Below are 18,214 nucleotides of genomic sequence, written 5' to 3' on the forward strand. Positions count from 1 at the left end.
GATGCAGACGCTCCGCACGCTGATTGTCGACGACGAACCGCTCGCGATCGAGCGGTTGCAGATTCTGGCCGGCCAGCAGGAAGGGGTTTCGCTCGTCGGCACGGCCAGCGACGGTGCGTCGGCTTTGCGCATGGTCGATGCGCTAGCGCCCGATCTCCTGCTCTGCGACATCGCGATGCCGGGTCTCAGCGGCATCGATGTCGCGGCGGCGATCGAACGGCTGGATAATCCGCCGGCGGTCGTTTTCGTAACCGCCTTCGACCAATATGCCGTCGCCGCCTTCGACGTCGCGGCGGTCGATTATCTGTTGAAGCCGGTGTCGCCCGACCGGCTGGCACGCGCGCTGGCGCGAGTTCGCGAATGGCGCGCCGCCGATCGCAGCGGCGCCGAAAAGAGCAAGTGGATCGGCGAGTTCTGGGTCCAGAACCGCGGCGAGATGCTGCGCATCGACGCGGACCAGGTCGACCTCATCGAAGCCGAACGCGACTATATGCGACTGCACGTCGGCGCGCGAAGCTGGCTGATCCACCAGACGATCAAGTCGCTTGAGGCGCGCATGGACCCCGACCGGTTCATGCGTATCCACCGGTCGAAGATGGTCCGCCGCGACGGCATCGTCGGGCTCAAGCATCACGGCGACGGCGCATGGAGCGTGGACCTCGGCGAAGGCGGCGTCCACCGCATCGGCCGCACCTATCTGCACGACGTCAAGGCGATCATGCAGCCTTGAACAGACGCGTGGGGGAAAGCGCAGGCTTGCTATTGGCCGCACGACATGGCCTCCTGCCCGCCATGGCGAGAAGAAGGGATCGCACCGCGAGTCGCGATGCCGGTTTCACCCGGCTCCTCATCGCGTTGACGCTTGGCGGCGCTGGCATTGCCGGCGGCATTCTGCTCGGTGACGTTACGGTCGGGAACGGCCTCCGCGGCTCCGGAAGCGGCCCCTCCTACGCCGCGCTCAGCGCCAATCCCGACGCTTTGACCGCCGACAGCATAGCGGCGCCGGATTGCATCGACTGCCCCGGCAGTTATGGCGCCGCCGCGCGGCTGCGCGCGATCCATGCGGTGCGCAGCGACGAAAGTTTTCGCAAGCTCGGCGCGGTGGAAATCGACTATCCGCCGATCCACCAGCCCACGGACGATTATGTCTATGGGGGGCGCTTTCCCGACCGGGATCCGGCGATAGCAAGCGAACGAGCGCCGATCGTCGCCGCGCTGGACGGCGAAATGCCGGAGACGATTCCGGCCCCAGAACTGCCCCCTGCCGACGCACCGCCAGTCGTTCAGGAATGAAGCGCGATCAGGGCTGTGGCGGTGGCGAGCTTGCGGGCTTGGCGCAGCGGGTCACGTCGCCGGCCTTGCACGCCGCGACATCGGCCTCCCACTTCATCCGCTCCTCGGCCGACATCGCCGCGACGCGCGCCTTTTCAGCCTCATAGGCCGCAGTTTCTTCGGCGAACGCGGCCTGATCGGCAGCGATCTGCTGTGCGGCGGCGGACACTTCCTGCTCATAGGTGACATTTTCCGCCTTGGCCCGGGCCGCCTGTTCGGCGTTGAGCCGGGCGGTGTTCGAACGCTCTTCGGGCGTCGTGCCGTCAGGCAATGTCTTGCCCGCGACGGGCGCTTCGGATTCGGGCTCGGCCTGAAAAGCCATGGCCTGCCCCGAAGCGATCAGCGCAAGTGCCGTAGCGGCCGCCAATATGTTCCTGTTCATCGAAGCATATCCTTCCATCATATCCCTGCCCGCCCAACGTTCTTGCGGAGCGGCCGTTCCCGACAGTTTGACCTCGGCGCGCGGCGCCGTCATGCTGACCTGCCACTCTTGTCCGAACGGCGGATCATTTGCCACCATCATCGCGCCATCCGATCAATCGCCCCGTATTTTTTATCCCGCTAGCGGTGCTGTCGGCGGCGTTGATCGTCAGCGTGTGGCAGGGGGCCGCCTTTGTCGCGGCCGAAACGGCGGTCAATGACTGGATATTGCGCGTCTTCGGCCCCACCTTCGCGCTCGCGGGCGTCGCCTTTCTCGTCCTTCTCGCGGTCGTGGCGCTATCGCCGCTCGGCAAGGTGATCATCGGCGGAGCCGGCGCACAGCCGCTGCTGGGGCGGTGGCGCTGGTTCGCGGTCATGCTGTGCACCACCATCGCCACCGGCATATTGTTCTGGGGCGCCGCCGAGCCACTGTTTCACCTCAACGCGCCGCCTGCGATGCTCGGGCTCGAACCCGGCAGCGACGCGGCAGCGACCTTCGCGATGTCGACGATGTTCCTCCACTGGACGCTGACGCCCTATGCCATCTACACCGTCGCCGGGCTCGCCTTCGCGCTGGTCTATTACAACCGCCGCGAACCGTTCAGCCTGTCGTCGCTGTTCGTCCCGCTGATCGGCCAGCGCGCGCACGGGCCGGTCGGCACGACGGTCGACATCGTCTGCCTCTACGCACTCGTCGCCGGCATGGCCGCATCGCTCGGCGCGGGCATATTGTCACTCGCGGGCGGGATCGAGGGGCTCGGCGACTTCGTCGGCGGCACGCCCCTGCGCTGGGGGATCGCGGCACTGATCGTCGGCAGTTTCCTGATCTCGGCCGCGACCGGACTGCAAAAGGGCATTGCCGGGCTGTCGGTGCTCAACACTTGGCTGTTCTTCGCGATTATCGCTTTCGTTCTGGTCGCGGGGCCAACCGCGAAGATGCTCGGCCTGTCGCTGCGCGGCGCCGCCGATTATTTCGCGACCTTCGTACCCCGCAACCTCGGGCTCGACGTCGATGGCGACTGGCACCGGCAATGGACGATCTTCAACTGGGCGAACTGGTTTGCCTGGGCGCCGGTGACCGCGCTGTTCCTCGGGCGGCTCGCGGTCGGCTACAGCGTCCGCGCCTTCATCCTCGTCAACCTGATCCTCCCGGCGTTGTTCGGCGCGGTGTGGATGACCGCGATTGCCGGGGCGACGATCGCCCTCGACCAGCAGAGCGGCGCCAGCCTCTACGCCATATTGAGCGCCCAAGGCCCCGACCCGGTGCTGTTCCGCCTGTTCGACGCGCTCGGCGGCGGCCCGATCGTCACCGCGACCGTGCTGTTCGCCATCTTCCTGTCCTATGTCGCAGGCGCCGATGCCAATGTCTCGGCGATGAGCGCGCTGTCGACGCACGGCATCTCCCCCGACGCGCCCGAGGCGCCGCTGGGCGTCCAGGCCGTCTGGGGCGTCACCGTCGGGCTGGTCGCGGTGATGCTGGTCGCCTCGTCGGGGATCGACGGCATCCGCATGATGTCTGTGCTTGGCGGCTTTCCCGCCCTGTTCGTCATCATCGGTGCGGCGCTGTCGCTGGTCGTGATGACGATACGGGGACGGCGCGAGGCCGCCCCCGCCTAGGGTCTGTATTCAATTACAGAGCCATCGAGGTTTGAAGCAAAATGGCTCAGTGCGAGGAGAGAAGGCGAAGGAATATGTCGATATTTCAAGACTTCTCGACGAAGCAATGCGCCATTTTAATCAAATCCCTTCGGGACGCCCAAATGGCTTCCATCTCGGCCCGAAAGCCGCTTGGAAAGGCAACCAGCCTTCCCGGCGCGTCTTTCGGTCCGATATGTTCGCCATTTGGGCGCCTCGATGGCTCTGTAATTGAATACAGACCCTGGTCCTGAGAAAGGGGTCCCAGGACTTACCAGATACGCGTGCGATCGTCGGGCTTCAGATAATATTTCGCGCCCGCATCGACATTAAACGCCTTGTACCAAGCATCGACGTTGCGCACCGGCCCGATGATGCGCCAGCGCGCCGGGCTGTGCGGATCGCTCGCCACCTGCTGCTTGATCGCATCCTCGCGCGCCTTGTCGCGCCACGCCTGCGCAAAGGCGAGGAAGAAGCGCTGGTCGCCGGTCAGCCCGTCGATCACCGGCGCTTCCTTGCCGTTCAGCGAACGGTGATAGGCGTCATAGGCGACTTCGAGCCCCGCAAGGTCGGCGATATTCTCGCCCATCGTCAGGTCCGGATTGACGAATGCGCCGGGTGCCGCCTCATAGGTTGCATATTGCGCCCCGAACGCCTTCGCCTGCGCCTCGAAGCGCGCAGCGTCTTCGGGCGTCCACCAGTCGCGGACCGCGCCACTGGCGTCGATCTTGCGTCCCTGATCGTCGAAACCATGGGTGATCTCGTGGCCGATCACCGCGCCGATCGCGCCATAGTTCACCGCGTCGTCGACATTCTCGGCAAAATAGGGCGCCTGCAGTATGCCGGCGGGGAAGACGATCTTGTTTTCGAGCCCGCCATTGTAGGCGTTCACTTCCTGCGGGTTCATCGACCATTTCTTGCGGTCGACCGGCTTGCCAAGATCCGACAGGCCATAGGCATATTCGAACGCCGCGCTGCGCTTCACATTGCCGTAAAGGTCGGCGGGGTCGATCTTGAGGCCCGAATAGTCGCGCCATTTGTCGGGATAGCCGACCATGACGTCCATTTTTTCGAGCTTGGCAAGCGCCGCTTCCTTCGTCGCCGGCGCCATCCAGCTGTTGTTCCGGATGCGGTCGCCCATCGCGAGCTTCAGGTTCGCAACCAGCGTCTCCATTTTCGCCTTGGCGCTCGCCGGGAAATATTGCTGCGAATAGGTTTCGCCGACAAGTTCGCCGAGGCTGCCGTCGACCAGCGTCAGCCCGCGCTTCCAGCGCGGCCGCAACTCGCCGACACCGCTCAGTGCCTTGGTATATTCGAAGCGGCTGTCGACCCAGTCTTTCGACAGATAGGTCGCGGCATTGTCGGCAACATGGAATTGCTGCCACAACTTGATCGTTTCGAGCGGCGTTTTCGCATAGAGCGCGGCAATGTCGCGGATCGCGGTATTTTCGTTGACGATGATGCGGTTCTGCGGCGCGATCCCGGCGCCCGCAAACCATGCCGTCCAGTCGAGCCCGGGGGCATAGGCGGCGAGTTCGCTCGACGACATCGGATTGTTGATCTTGCTGACGTCGCGGCGGTCGGCGATCGCCCAGCTTACCTTGGCGATCTCGGTCTCGAACGCGAGGATCGCATCGGCCGCCTTTTCGGGATCGAGGTTGCCGATCATCTTCATCGACCGTGCGATATAGGCGCGATAGGCATCGCGCTGCGGTTTGAAGGCGTCGGTCAGATAATATTCGCGGTCGGGCAGCCCCAGCCCCCCCTGCCCCAGCCACAGCACGTTCGTTGTCGGATCGTCAGTGTCGGCATAAGGGCCACCGCCAACGATCGTCGCCCCGAACGTGCCCTGCGTCGTGCCCATGAAACGGGCCATCGCGCTCTTGTCCTTGATCGCGGCGACCGCGGCGATGTCCGCCATCAGCGGTTTCGAGCCGAGCGCGTCGACACGCTTCTCGTCCATGAAGCTTTGGTACAGGCCACCGACCTGGCTCGTCGCGGGCGCTTCGGTCACCAGCTTGCGGAGCTGGCGCTGGGTCAGGTTATAGACGTCGTAATCGACCCCCGCCGACGCCTGATCGGCAGGAATTTCGGTGCGCGCGAACCAGCCACCATTGGCATATTTGTCGAAATCGTCACCGGGCTTGACCGTCTCGTCGCGCGCCGACAGGTCGACGCCCCATTTGCCAAAGGTCAGCGCCGTCAGCGATGCGTCGCCCGCAGCACCCGCCTCCTCGGCGCCCGCCGTCAGACTTGCCGCCGGCCCCATATCCTTTGCCGATGCCGGCAGCGATGCCAGCGCCGCGGCAATCGCCAGCGACGCCGCGCCTGTAAAAACTGCTTTCATGTCCCCAACTCCTGAAACGCATCCGCGCCGTACCGAAAGGCACGGCGAGCATGACCAGAGTTGTCCGCCCGCGACGTCAAGCGGTCAAGCGGACGGGGTGCCATTGGTCGAAGCCCTTGGGGAGTTGGTGGAAACTTGTTCCGCCGCGCCCGCATTGCAGCGGCTGCACACAGTTCCTATCTTATCGCCAAAGCCCGCAAGCCCCTCTTGCGCCTCAAGAACAAATCTGGAACATACCTCTCCCATGAGTCTCACCCATATTTCGGTGCGCGGCGCGCGCGAGCATAATCTGAAGGGCGTCGACGTCGACCTGCCGCGCGATGCGCTGATCGTCATCACCGGCCTGTCGGGCTCTGGCAAATCGAGCCTTGCCTTCGACACCATCTATGCCGAAGGCCAGCGGCGCTATGTCGAGAGTCTGTCGGCCTATGCGCGCCAGTTCCTCGAGATGATGCAGAAGCCCGATGTCGAGCATATCGACGGGCTGTCGCCGGCGATCAGCATCGAACAGAAGACGACGAGCCGGAACCCGCGCTCGACGGTCGCGACGGTGACAGAGATCTACGACTATATGCGCCTCTTGTGGGCGCGCGTCGGCATTCCCTATTCGCCCGCGACGGGCGAGCCGATCAGCGCGCAGACGGTCAGCCAGATGGTCGACCGGGTGATGGAATTGCCCGAAGGAACACGCGCCTACCTGCTCGCCCCCGTCGTCCGCGGCCGCAAGGGCGAGTATAGGAAGGAACTCGCGCAGTGGCAGAAGGACGGCTTCACCCGCGTCCGCATCGACGGCGAATTTTACGAGATCGGTGACGCCCCGGCGCTGGACAAGAAATACAAGCATGACATCGAGGTCGTCGTCGATCGCATCGCGGTCCGCGAGGGGCTCGGCAGCCGGCTCGCCGACAGCTTCGAGACCGCGCTCAAGCTCGCCGAAGGACTCGCCTATGTCGACCTCGCCGACGGCCCGGTACCGGGGCGCGAGGAGGAAGACACCGGCGGGGCGATGAAGGGCGCCGGCATCCCCGCGAACCGCCTGATCTTCTCCGAGAAATTCGCCTGCCCGGTGTCGGGCTTTACCATCGCCGAGATCGAACCGCGGCTGTTCAGCTTCAACGCGCCGCAGGGCGCCTGCCCGGCGTGCGACGGACTCGGCGAACGGCAGGAGTTCGACCCCGACCTCGTCGTCCCCAACCATGCGCTGAGCCTGAAAAAAGGCGCGGTCGTGCCGTGGGCGAAATCAAACCCGCCCTCGCCTTATTATATGCAGGTGCTCGAAAGCCTTGGCAAAGCCTATGGTTTCGACCTGACGACGCCGTGGCAAGACCTGCCCGGCGAGGTCCAGCTCATCATTCTCTACGGCACTGGCGGCAAGCCGGTCGAGCTGACCTTCAAGGATGGCAAACGCACGTACACGACGCACAAGGCGTTCGAGGGGGTGATCGGCAATCTCAACCGCCGCATGTTGCAGACCGAAAGCGCGTGGATGCGCGAGGAGCTCAGCAAATATCAGGCGGCGCAGCCCTGCGAGACCTGCCACGGCGCGCGCCTGCGCCCCGAACCGCTCGCGGTGAAGATCGCGGGCGAGGACATCAGCATGTCGGCGCAGCGCTCGGTCGCCGACGCGCTCGGCTGGTTCAGCACGCTCGAGGAGAAGCTGAACGACACGCAGAAGCAGATCGCCAAGGCGATCCTCAAAGAGATCAACGAGCGGCTCGGCTTCCTGAACAATGTCGGGCTCGACTATCTCAACCTCAACCGCACCTCGGGCACGCTGTCCGGCGGCGAAAGCCAGCGCATCCGTCTCGCCAGCCAGATCGGCAGCGGGCTCAGCGGCGTGCTCTACGTCCTCGACGAGCCCAGCATCGGCCTCCATCAGCGCGACAACGACCGGCTGCTCGCGACGCTGAAGCGCCTCCGCGACCTTGGCAACACCGTCATTGTCGTCGAGCATGACGAGGATGCGATCCGCCACGCCGACTATGTCGTCGACATGGGACCCGGCGCCGGTGTGCACGGCGGCGAGATCGTCGCCGAAGGCACGCTGAAACAGGTGCTCGCGAACAAGAACAGCCTGACCGCCGCCTATCTCACCGGCGCGAAGAAGATCGAGGTGCCGGCGCGCCGCCGCCCCGGCAACGGCTTCGACCTGGTGCTCAAGGGCGCGCGCGCCAACAACCTCCAGAACGTCACCGCGAAGATCCCGCTCGGCACCTTCACCTGCGTCACCGGCCTGTCGGGGTCGGGCAAGTCGAGCCTGATCATCGACACCCTCTACGCCAGCGCGGCGCGGACGCTCAACGGCGCGCGGATGATCGCCGGGCCGCACGACAGCCTGAAGGGGCTGGAACATTGCGACAAGGTGATCGACATCGACCAGTCGCCGATCGGCCGCACCCCGCGGTCGAACCCCGCCACTTATACGGGCGCCTTCACCGTGATCCGCGACTGGTTCGCCGGACTGCCCGAGGCGCAGGCGCGCGGCTACAAGCCCGGGCGGTTCAGCTTCAACGTCAAGGGCGGGCGCTGCGAGACCTGCACCGGCGACGGGCTGATCAAGATCGAGATGCACTTCCTGCCCGACGTCTATGTGACGTGCGAGACGTGCCACGGCAAACGCTACAACCGCGAAACGCTGGAGGTGAAGTTCAAGGGGATGAGCATCGCCGACGTGCTCGACATGACGGTCGAGGATGCGGCCGAGTTCTTCAAGGCGGTGCCCGCGATCCGCGACAAGATGGCGATGCTGGTGCGCGTCGGGCTCGGCTATATCAAGGTCGGGCAACAGGCCACGACCTTGTCGGGCGGCGAGGCGCAGCGGGTGAAGCTTGCCAAGGAACTGTCGCGGCGCTCGACCGGGCAGACGCTCTACATCCTCGACGAGCCGACCACGGGCCTGCATTTCGAGGATGTGAGGAAGCTGCTCGAAGTGCTGCAGGCGCTCGTCGACCAGGGCAACAGCGTCGTGGTGATCGAGCATAATCTCGACGTCATCAAGACCGCCGACTGGATCGTCGACCTCGGCCCCGAAGGCGGCGTCAAGGGCGGCGAGATCGTCGCCGCGGGGACGCCCGAGCAGGTGGTGAAGGAAAAGCGCAGCTTTACGGGGCAGTATCTGGCGCCGTTGCTGGGGAAGTAGCTAAGCCCCTCCCTTCGGGGTGGGGTTTGGGGAGGGCCTGTGCCCTTCCCGAACACCGAAACATGCCCTCCCCTAACCCCTCCCGCAAGCGGGAGGGGAACCGGATCAATGCCACACCGCCGACAGCGGGTAGAGCGCGATCAGCCAGACGAGGCAGGCGACGGTGACGCGGCGGTGCTTTGTCCACACCCCGAGCAGCGCGATGGGGAAGAAGGACCAACTCACCACAAGGTTGCGCGCGCCGAACGATGGCGCCCCGGCATAGGCCGCGACAGTTGCCATCAGCGCGATATTGGCGAGCAGGATGCCGCCGAGCACCTTGCGCCGCTGGCGGTCGAAATGCGCGTCGAGGTCGGCCCAGGCCGCGGGATCGTCGGGAAAGACGAGGCTGGCGGCGATGAAATAGATGGCGGTGACGATGAAACCGCCGAAGAGCAGCGGCCAACTCAGCGGCAACAGATCGCGCATCGCCCAACCGTACATCCAGAAAGTGACGACGTCGCACGACACGAACAGGCCGAGCAGCGCGGTCGGCCAGCCGATGCGGACATGGTGGCTGGCCTTCAGCGCCCGCGCCAGACCGCCCAGCCCCTCGGCCAGCGCAAGGCCGAGGATCAGCCCGAACAGCGAAAAGATGAATTCGAACCCGCTCATTTGCCCCCCGGATATGCCCTGCCGATGCTGTGGCAAAATGCCGCGCGGCGGGCAAGCGGGCGACGCGGATAAGTTGTCAAACTTGTCACCCCTGCCTTCGTAAAAACAAGGACTTGCCGGTTATGGAGATGAGCAGCGGCGACCCCGTTAAAGCGACAAAAGATACGCATGCAAGCGCGCGAAACCGTCACCCCTTCGGCTGCCGCCCGGGCGGGCGCCCAGGACAGGCTTTGTCGCCTTGCGGACTTGGCCCCGAGCCCGGGCGGCCGCAGCGGTGAAACGATCGACGACATCAAAGAGCCGGTGCGACGGTGGCATGGCGCAATATTGTAGGACAGCGCTTTTTTCATTTCGTCACCCGGACTGGATCCGGGGGCCATCGACGGCCCCTGTATGGATGCCGGATCAAATCCGGCATAACGAAGGAAATAGTCCCCCGGCTATCCGCAGGCGTGCCACCCTACCCCATCAGCGTTGCGGTGATATCCTCCGCCGCATAGATGCGGATCACCGGCGGCGCGGGCGACAGCGCGCGCATTTCGGCGACGAAGCCGCGCGCGGCGGGCAGCGCGAAATGGGCGCGCACCGCGTCGACGCTCTCCCACTCCTCGACGAACATCAGCCGGTCGGGATTTTCGACATCGATATGGCAGTTATGCGCGAGGCACCCCGGTTCGGACCGCGACAGCGCGCTATGTTCGGCGCCGAGCGCGATCATGCGCTCGCGATGCTCGGGGGTTAGGATGACGTGGCCGGTGATGAGGATCATCTAGTTTCCGTCTGGATCATTTGCCTGCTCATCGTCATTGGCATAGGACAATATAGCCGAGCGAAGCTGTTCAAAAATTTGATCCGCGCCCCACGCCTGTGCTGCCGAAAATGCAACCTGACGCCGTTCGAGACCCGTCAAAGGACGGGGTGCCTTGTATCCGAGGTCATGATGAGCCTCGGACCAAGCGTGCTGGAAAAGCGTCTTGATCTGAAGCTCAAAAAACTCGGGGCAAGAAGATGAATGTCGGTCGTCTATAACATCATCTGGCAATTTTAGGATCATGTGGGCGCCAAAATATCCAAACTCAGAATCGTTTTCGGGAAATTTTGACTGAGACTCAATAAAGCTAAAATATTTTTCGGTTTCAGCTTTAACAATTTCTACATCCGTAAGATAAAATACCGTAATCCTAGCGCCGATCTGATCTTGTATTTGATTTAATGGATCACTGTACTTAGGCAATCCATCCTCACCTGTCTTGGCAGCTTTAGCAAGAAAGCGATCAGGAGATTTTGCACGGGCTACTATTGCGTCCACTCGCTCGATATCAGAAAAAAGAGATTTGATATAAGCCTTAAGCCGATCTGCAGTATCAACAAGAACCTCACTGTAGCGGCTTTGATACTGAGAATTTAGGGTCACCGTTTTTCCATTCGTTGGTCAGCGACTTTTCCCTCGGTCGCATACTCCACTTTGCCTCCGTCTTTTTGCCGAACCTCGAACACCTGTTCAAATTTTCCGCTCGGCGCTGTAAGGATCGCTCCATTTTCAAGTTCAACAGTACGATAGGGGAGCTTAGTTTTGAATTCCTGCGCGCTAAAAACGAACTTCTTACTCGACAATGACGGCTTACTGAGTTCATTCATAATGGTCTGACGGGTTGTTTGGCTAAATCCAAAATGATCGCAAAATTCATCGATCGACGTAACTTTATCAGAAAATACGCTACCAGCCAGAGAAACAGCGGCAGCAATTTCGCTCTTAACCTGAACGTTGGGATTCTTTTTTATCGCACTCTTCAGCGCATCGGCTAAGCGGCGCGTTCCAGCAGCCGGCGTTTCTGAAAAATCAGCAGACAGGAAATCCGTAATCCAATAATTCGAGATGTTTTCTGCTTCGCCTCCCGCTTGGCGATCAGTTGCCATACCACTCCAAAAGCCAGCTGAAGGATTTTGATGGTCAAGCATCAAGGCCTTGTAAGCTGTCATCCGCCGAATGAAGACTTGCTCGAGGAACTCAACACCCAGTCCCTTCTCACTAACTTCGGCCAAAATGGCTTGGTTTGCGGGAAAGCGAGAAATTACGAGCCGTTGAAGCGGGCCATGTTGGCCAGATATCAAGAACATTAAGCCAATACCTGACCGCTTGTCCGTAACGCTTCGAAGTCTTTCCGCCACCTTTCGCCCAGTTTCGAGTGTGGGCGCGCTCTGGTACGCTATTAGAAGATCTCGACAATCGTTTTGCTGGATGCTCGCTGATAGCGGCTTAAAGGTAACCTCGAAGTCTCTGCTTTCCGGCCCAGCTACAAAGATGCCAGGTTAGCGTCCGCGCTCGTGGTGTAATTTCCGGTGTAGGCGATGGTGTATTCCGGGGTGGGGCATGCCCCACCCCGGAATGCGGCGTCGCTGGTGGCCACCGGGTTCATCGTTATGGTGGAGTTTGCACACTTCAACCGTGACGAAGAGGAGTTCCCGATGACCGAGGACAGATTACTGATCGAAGAGCTGGCTGCAAAGGGCGGCCAACCGGATTTTTTGCGCACCATCGCCGAGAACGTGCTGCAGCTGATCATGGAGGCCGACGTTGATGGCCTGATCGGCGCGGGTCGCCACGAACGCAGCAGCGAGCGCGCGACCTGGCGCAACGGCTATCGCGACCGTTCGCTGGATACCCGGGTAGGCACGCTGAACCTGAAAATCCCCAAGCTGCGTGCTGGGTCCTATTTTCCGGGCTTCCTTGAGCCCCGCAAGATGGTCGAGAAAGCGCTGGTTGCGGTGATCCAGGAAGCGTGGATCGGCGGGGTCAGCACCCGGCGGGTCGATGAACTCGTCCAGGCCATGGGCATGACCGGCATCTCCAAGTCCACCGTCTCCAAGCTTTGCAAGGACATTGACGAGCGCGTCCATGCCTTTCTGAAACGCCCGCTCACCGGCGAATGGCCGTATCTCTGGCTCGATGCCACCTATCTCAAGGTACGCGAAGGCGGGCGGATCATCAGCGTTGCCGCAATAATCGCCATGGCCGTCAACACCGAGGGCCGGCGCGAGATCGTCGGCCTGCATATCGGCCCCTCGGAAGCGGAGGTCTTCTGGTCCGACTTCCTGAAGGACCTTGTTCGGCGCGGTCTTACCGGCGTGAAGCTGGTCATCTCCGATGCTCACGAGGGCCTCAAGGGCGCGATCACCCGCGTCATGGGCGCCACCTGGCAGCGCTGCCGGGTGCACTTCATGCGCAATGCCCTGTCCTATGTGCCCAAGGGCCAGAACACTGTCGTCGCCGCCGCGATCCGCCAGGTCTTCCTGCAGCCCGATCAGAAAAGCGCAACGCAGGTCTGGCGACAGGTCGCCGACCAGTTGCGCACCCGTTGGCCCAAGCTCGGCGCCTGCATGGACGAGGCCGAAACCGACGTGCTCGCCTACACCGGCTTCCCCACCCAGCACCGCACGAAGTTACACTCAACCAATCCGCTCGAGCGGCTCAACAAGGAGGTCAAGCGCCGCGCCGACGTCGTCGGAATCTTCCCGAACGAAGACAGCATCATCCGCCTCGTCGGGGCTGTGCTGATGGAGCAGAACGACGAGTGGCAGCTCCAGCACCGATACATGCAGATCGAAGGCATGGCCGAACTCAACCAACCCATGATCGAGGAGGAAAATCAGCCCCTACACATCACCGCCAAAGCCGCCTGACGATGGCCCACGGCCACAGCCGAAATTACACCACCTTGACGGACGCGACCGATGCCATTGAGCATTTCATAGACCTTACCTGACAGCGGAACTTCGTTCCCCGAGATCGTAGCCGACGGGTCATTTCTACCCGGATGGACAAGATATGCATGGATCGCCGAAATTGACATTGCGGTGATTAAGCAAAACAAAACTGAACTGACAAGGTTTAGAGTCCCAAGAAGCTCTCACACCATGACAATTATATGACACTCCCTGTCACAAACACGTCACACAAAACCCCCATTGGCGGCTCAGCGAGTCGCCGCGGGGGTGGCGGCTTGGTTTGGTAACGACCCCCGACAGGATCAATTCCATGCTGCAGAAATTCGCCCTTATCGCTGGTGCCGCGACGTGCGCGCTGGCGCTTTCCGCGTGTCAGGATCAGGCGTCGTCGGGCGGCGGCGCGCGCGATTATATCAGCGCGGTCGGTTCCTCGACGGTCTATCCCTTTGCCACCGCGGTCGGTGAGAAGTTCGCCGAAGCGACGGGCAACAAGACCCCCAAGATCGACAGCACCGGCACCGGCGGCGGCTTCGAGCGCTTCTGCGCCGGCGTCGGCGGCGACACGCCCGACATCGCGAACGCATCGCGCCGCATCAAGAAGAAGGAATTCGACACCTGCGCCAAGAACGGCGTCAAGGACATCGTCGAAATCCAGGTCGGCATCGACGGTATCGCGCTCGGCGAAGCGCAGCGCGGCCCGGGCTTCAAGCTGAGCGAAGAAGATGTCTATAAGGCGCTCGCCGCCAACCCCTATGGCAAGCCGAACACCGCGAAGACGTGGAAGGACGTCAACCCCGCCCTCCCCGCGGTTGCGATCTCGGTCTTCGGGCCGCCATCGACCAGCGGCACTTACGATGCGTTCAAGGAGCTGATCCTCGGCAAGGGCTGCGATGCCAATGCGGAGATGAAGGCGCTGAAGGACAGCGACAAGGACAAGCATGAGGCGACCTGCACGACGCTGCGCGGCGCGCCCTATTATGTCGAGCAGGGCGAGAACGACAACCTGATCATCTCGAAGCTCGACAAGAACCCGACCAGCCTCGGCATCTTTGGCTTCAGCTATCTCGATGCCAACAAGGACAAGATCAAGGCGGTGCCGGTGCAGGGCGTCGCCCCGACCTATGCCGCGATCGCCGACGGCAGCTACCCCGGTTCGCGGCCGCTGTTCATCTATGTCAAGAAGGCGCATGTCGGCGTCGTCCCCGGCCTCGCCGAATATGTCGCCGAGTTCCTGAAGGGCGCCGGCGAAGGCGGTTATCTGAACGCCAAGGGCCTGATCGTGTCGCCGAAGGATATCGCGGCGACCGCCGCCGCCAACGGCAAGGGCATGACCGTCCTCGACGGGTCGGTGCTGAAGTAAATTATCGAACCGCTCTCCCTTCTCCGTTCGTGTCGAGCTTCCTGCCTCTCCGTTCGCATCGAGCGAAGTCGAGATGCCCAGAAGTCGGACACTGCCGATGGGTGTCTCGACTTCGCTCGACACGAGCGGGAATGGGATGCTCGATGCGAGCGGGAATTATTGGAATAGCTGAGACGTGACCTTCAACGCCGCCGCCCTTTTGCTATTGATCGCAGGGTTAGCCCTGATCGGCTGGCTTGCCGGCCGCGCGCGGTCGAGCCTGCTCGCCGGCCGGGCGGGGACCAAGCTCCACTCGCGCCCGCAATATCATGGCTGGTATGTCGCGCTGTGGCTGTTCGCCCCCGCCGCGCTGTTTCTTGCCGTCTGGTCGTCGGTGTCGCCGGCGCTGATCACCAACCAGGTGCTGGCGAGCGAGGCGGCGCAAAGCCTGCCGTCGTTCGGGTTCGAGCGCGGCGCGATCCTCTCCGACGCGCGCAACGTCGCCGAGGGCAAGCAGGCCGCGGTGCGGCTGCCCGCCGCGGCGCCGCTGGTGCAGCCCTATGCCGACGCTGCCCACACATATGCGTGGATCGGCATCGCCGCGATGCTGGCGCTGGCGCTGGCGGGCGGCCTGTACGCCTTCACGCGCATCCGCCCCGATTTCCGGGCGCGGACGCGGGTCGAAAAGATCGTGATGCTGTTCCTGCTGCTCGCGTCGCTGGTCGCGATCCTCACGACCTTTGGCATCGTGCTGTCGCTCTTGTTCGAATCGATCCGCTTCTTCCGCCTCGTCTCGCCCGCCGAACTGCTGTTCGGTACGACATGGGCGCCGACGAGCGGCGCGCCGCAGCCGGGTACCTTTGGCGGCATCCCGCTGTTCTGGGGCACGATTTTGATCGGCGCGATCATCGCGATGATCGTTGCCATTCCCATCGGGATGATGACCGCGGTCTACCTCACCCAATATGCCGCGCCGACGGTGCGCAAATGGGTGAAGCCGCTGCTCGAGATTCTCGCGGGCGTGCCGACCGTCGTCTACGGCTATTTCGCCGCGCTGACCGTCGCCCCGGCGCTGCGCGAGTTTGCGGTGATGCTGGGCATTCCGAACGCCTCGACCGAAAGCGCGCTCGCCGCGGGGATCGTGATGGGCGTGATGATCATCCCCTTCGTCTCCTCAATGGCCGACGACAGCATCAACGCAGTGCCGCAGGCGATGCGCGACGGATCGCTGGCGCTCGGCGCAACGCCGAACGAGACGATCCGCCAGGTGCTGATCCCCGCCGCGCTGCCCGGCGTGATGGGCGGCATTTTGCTCGCGGTCAGCCGCGCGATCGGCGAGACGATGATCGTGGTGATGGCGGCGGGCCTCTCCGCCAACATGACCGCCAACCCCTTTGCCAGCGTCACCACGGTGACCGCGCAGATCGTCAAATTGCTCACCGGCGATCAGGAATTCGACAGCGCCAAGACGCTGGCGGCCTTCGCGCTCGGCCTCGTCCTCTTCCTCGTCACGCTGCTGCTCAACATCGTCGCGCTGCGCATCGTCAAAAAATATCGGGAAGCTTATGAATAGGCAGACCACCCCCACCGACTGGAAGGGCGCGGCGATGCAAAAACGCATCGCAGGCCGCTACGCCGCCGAACGCCGCTTCAGGCTGATGGGGCTGGGCGCGGTGCTGCTCTCGGGCGCCTTCCTCGCCTTCCTGCTGTTCGTGATGGTCGGCAACGGCGCCCGCGGCTTCACCTATACGCATGTGTCGGTGCCGGTCGATTTCAAGGCCATGCCGCTGACGATCGACACGACGCGGTTGGGCGATGCCGACGCCGACCAGGTGATCGCGGGCGCGGGGCTCGCCGACATCGTCGCCTTCGCCGCCGACGAGGCGCTGGGGGCCGACGGGTCGAAGCTGATCAGCGAAAATGCGTGGAAGGAAGTGCGCTCGGCGATCAAGGCCGACCCCGAATTGCTGGGGAGCAAGACGGTGTTCGAACTGCCCGCGTCGAGCGAGGTCGACATCGCCGCCAAGGAAGGCGCCAAGGGCGCGCTCGGCGCGAAGGTCGACGCGCTGGAGAAAGACGGCAAGCTGTCGACCGGCATCCACTGGCCCTTCTTCAAGAATGCCGACGCCACCGATCCTGCGGTCGCCGGCATCTGGGGCGCGCTCAAGGGATCGGTGCTGACGATCTTCATCGCCTTCCTGATCGCCTTTCCGACCGGGGTGCTCGCGGCGCTCTATCTTGAGGAATATGCAGCGAAAAACCGCTGGACCGACCTGATCGAAGTGTCGATCAACAACCTTGCCGCGGTGCCGTCGATCATCTTCGGCCTGCTCGCGCTCGCGGTGTTCATCAACTGGTTCGGGCTATGCCAGGCGAGCCCGCTCGTCGGCGGGCTGACGCTGGCGCTGATGACGATGCCGGTGATCGTGATCGCCAGCCGCAACGCGATCAAATCGGTACCGCCGTCGATCCGCGATGCCGCTTTGGGTGTGGGCGCCAGTCCGGTGCAGGTGGTGTTCCACCATGTACTTCCCCTCGCCCTTCCCGGCATCCTCACCGGCACGATCATCGGGATGGCGCGCGCGCTGGGTGAGACCGCGCCGCTCCTCCTCGTCGGCATGCGCGCCTTTATCGGCGACGTTCCGGGCGGCATCTGCTCGCCGTCGACCGTGCTGCCGATGCAGATCTTCCTCTGGTCGGACGAAGTCGACCGGGGCTTTGTCGAGAAAACCTCCGCCGCGATCATCGTGCTGCTTATCGTGCTGCTGTCGATGAACGCCTTTGCGATCTATCTTCGCAACAAATTCGAAAAACGCTGGTGACCCCACAATGACCCAAGACGATCTCACTATCGCCGATCCCAAGATGAAGGCGCACGGCGTCGACGTTTTCTATGGCGAGAAACAGGCGATCAAGGATGTGTCGATCGACGTCGGCACCGACCTCGTCACCGCCTTCATCGGCCCGTCGGGCTGCGGCAAGTCGACCTTCCTGCGCTCGCTCAACCGGATGAACGACACGGTTGCGATCGCGAAGGTGACCGGCCGGATCGAACTCGACGGCGAGGATATCTATGCGCCGTCGATGGACGTCGTGCAGCTCCGCGCCCGCGTCGGCATGGTGTTCCAGAAGCCGAACCCCTTTCCCAAGTCGATCTATGACAATGTCGGCTATGGCCCGCGCATCCACGGGCTTGCGCCGTCGAAGGCCGAGCTGGACGTGATCGTCGAGCGCGCGCTGGTTCGCGCCGGCCTGTGGGACGAGGTCAAGGACCGGCTCGGCGAGAGCGGCACCGCGCTATCGGGCGGCCAGCAGCAGCGGCTGTGTATCGCCCGCGCGATCGCGGTCGACCCCGAAGTTATTTTGATGGACGAGCCCTGCTCGGCGCTCGACCCGATCGCGACCGCGAAGATCGAGGAGCTGATCCACGAATTGCGCGGCAAATATGCCATCGTGATCGTCACGCACAACATGCAGCAGGCGGCGCGCGTGTCGCAGCGCACCGCCTTTTTCCACCTCGGAACGCTGGTCGAATATGGCAAGACCACCGACATCTTCACCAACCCGCGGCAGGAACGCACCAAGGACTATATCACCGGCCGTTACGGTTAAGTCCGGCCGA

15 protein-coding genes are annotated in these 18,214 nt (G+C 63.0%); 9 read left to right on the forward strand and 6 right to left on the reverse strand.

What is annotated here, in order from left to right; translation table 11 throughout:
- Position 1: 1 nt before the first annotated feature.
- On the forward strand, positions 2-730 hold the full coding sequence (locus AN936_RS09965; protein WP_054588015.1) for a LytR/AlgR family response regulator transcription factor: 729 nt from the start codon (positions 2-4) through the stop codon (positions 728-730).
- Positions 731-792: 62 nt separating this feature from the next.
- A complete protein-coding gene (locus tag AN936_RS09970; protein ID WP_149037640.1) occupies positions 793-1,293 on the forward strand; it encodes a hypothetical protein in 501 nt (166 codons plus the stop codon).
- 7 nt (positions 1,294-1,300) lie between these two features.
- On the opposite strand, the gene AN936_RS09975 is transcribed toward AN936_RS09970, so the two are convergent.
- On the reverse strand, positions 1,301-1,855 hold the full coding sequence (locus AN936_RS09975) for a hypothetical protein (RefSeq protein WP_149037641.1): 555 nt from the start codon (positions 1,853-1,855) through the stop codon (positions 1,301-1,303).
- On the opposite strand from AN936_RS09975, the gene AN936_RS09980 reads away from it, so the two are divergent.
- On the forward strand, positions 1,843-3,369 hold the full coding sequence (locus AN936_RS09980) for a BCCT family transporter (RefSeq protein WP_054588018.1): 1,527 nt from the start codon (positions 1,843-1,845) through the stop codon (positions 3,367-3,369). The genes AN936_RS09975 and AN936_RS09980 overlap by 13 nt on opposite strands.
- Before the next feature lie 289 nt (positions 3,370-3,658).
- Here the strand turns inward: AN936_RS09980 and AN936_RS09985 are convergent, their stop codons facing one another.
- Positions 3,659-5,734 (reverse strand): M13 family metallopeptidase, encoded by a 2,076-nt coding sequence (locus tag AN936_RS09985; protein ID WP_054588019.1) that lies wholly within the window; start codon positions 5,732-5,734, stop codon positions 3,659-3,661.
- Between the two features lie 244 nt (positions 5,735-5,978).
- On the opposite strand from AN936_RS09985, the gene uvrA reads away from it, so the two are divergent.
- Positions 5,979-8,873: an excinuclease ABC subunit UvrA gene (uvrA, locus tag AN936_RS09990; protein WP_054588020.1), complete on the forward strand. Its 2,895-nt coding sequence runs from the start codon at positions 5,979-5,981 to the stop codon at positions 8,871-8,873.
- A 105-nt stretch (positions 8,874-8,978) separates the two neighbouring features.
- Here the strand turns inward: uvrA and AN936_RS09995 are convergent, their stop codons facing one another.
- The 4 genes from AN936_RS09995 to AN936_RS24685 all read right to left on the reverse strand — a co-directional run bounded on the left by AN936_RS09995 (position 8,979) and on the right by AN936_RS24685 (position 11,696).
- Positions 8,979-9,527 carry a hypothetical protein gene (locus AN936_RS09995; RefSeq protein WP_054588021.1) on the reverse strand — a complete coding sequence of 183 codons (549 nt, stop codon included), beginning with the start codon at positions 9,525-9,527 and terminating at the stop codon, positions 8,979-8,981.
- Between the two features lie 460 nt (positions 9,528-9,987).
- Entirely contained in the window at positions 9,988-10,296 is a 309-nt protein-coding gene (locus AN936_RS10000; RefSeq protein WP_054588022.1) for a putative quinol monooxygenase, read from the reverse strand.
- Positions 10,297-10,941, reverse strand: a complete 645-nt coding sequence (locus AN936_RS24080) for a GTP pyrophosphokinase (RefSeq protein ID WP_084758271.1) — start codon at positions 10,939-10,941, stop codon at positions 10,297-10,299. It abuts the gene before it with no gap.
- Positions 10,938-11,696 (reverse strand): hypothetical protein, encoded by a 759-nt coding sequence (locus tag AN936_RS24685; RefSeq protein ID WP_149037642.1) that lies wholly within the window; start codon positions 11,694-11,696, stop codon positions 10,938-10,940. The genes AN936_RS24080 and AN936_RS24685 overlap by 4 nt, the downstream gene beginning before the upstream one ends.
- 297 nt (positions 11,697-11,993) lie before the next feature.
- Here AN936_RS24685 and AN936_RS10005 point away from each other — a divergent pair, with 297 nt between their 5' ends.
- The 5 genes from AN936_RS10005 (at position 11,994) to pstB (ending at position 18,204) form a co-directional block, all read left to right on the forward strand.
- Positions 11,994-13,208, forward strand: a complete 1,215-nt coding sequence (locus AN936_RS10005; RefSeq protein WP_006954973.1) for an IS256-like element ISSpma2 family transposase — start codon at positions 11,994-11,996, stop codon at positions 13,206-13,208.
- A 355-nt stretch (positions 13,209-13,563) separates the two neighbouring features.
- Complete coding sequence (locus AN936_RS10010; protein ID WP_054588023.1) at positions 13,564-14,613, forward strand: substrate-binding domain-containing protein; 1,050 nt, start codon at positions 13,564-13,566, stop codon at positions 14,611-14,613.
- A gap of 175 nt (positions 14,614-14,788) precedes the next feature.
- A complete protein-coding gene (gene pstC / locus AN936_RS10015) occupies positions 14,789-16,165 on the forward strand; it encodes a phosphate ABC transporter permease subunit PstC (protein WP_054588024.1) in 1,377 nt (458 codons plus the stop codon).
- A complete protein-coding gene (gene pstA / locus AN936_RS10020; protein ID WP_054588025.1) occupies positions 16,158-17,414 on the forward strand; it encodes a phosphate ABC transporter permease PstA in 1,257 nt (418 codons plus the stop codon). Before pstC ends, pstA begins: the two co-directional genes overlap by 8 nt.
- A gap of 7 nt (positions 17,415-17,421) precedes the next feature.
- Positions 17,422-18,204 carry a phosphate ABC transporter ATP-binding protein PstB gene (gene pstB / locus AN936_RS10025; protein WP_054588026.1) on the forward strand — a complete coding sequence of 261 codons (783 nt, stop codon included), beginning with the start codon at positions 17,422-17,424 and terminating at the stop codon, positions 18,202-18,204.
- The last annotated feature ends 10 nt before the right edge of the window (positions 18,205-18,214 follow it).

Origin of the sequence: Sphingopyxis macrogoltabida, assembly GCF_001307295.1 — a bacterium.
In the GTDB taxonomy this organism is placed as follows: domain Bacteria; phylum Pseudomonadota; class Alphaproteobacteria; order Sphingomonadales; family Sphingomonadaceae; genus Sphingopyxis; species Sphingopyxis macrogoltabida_B.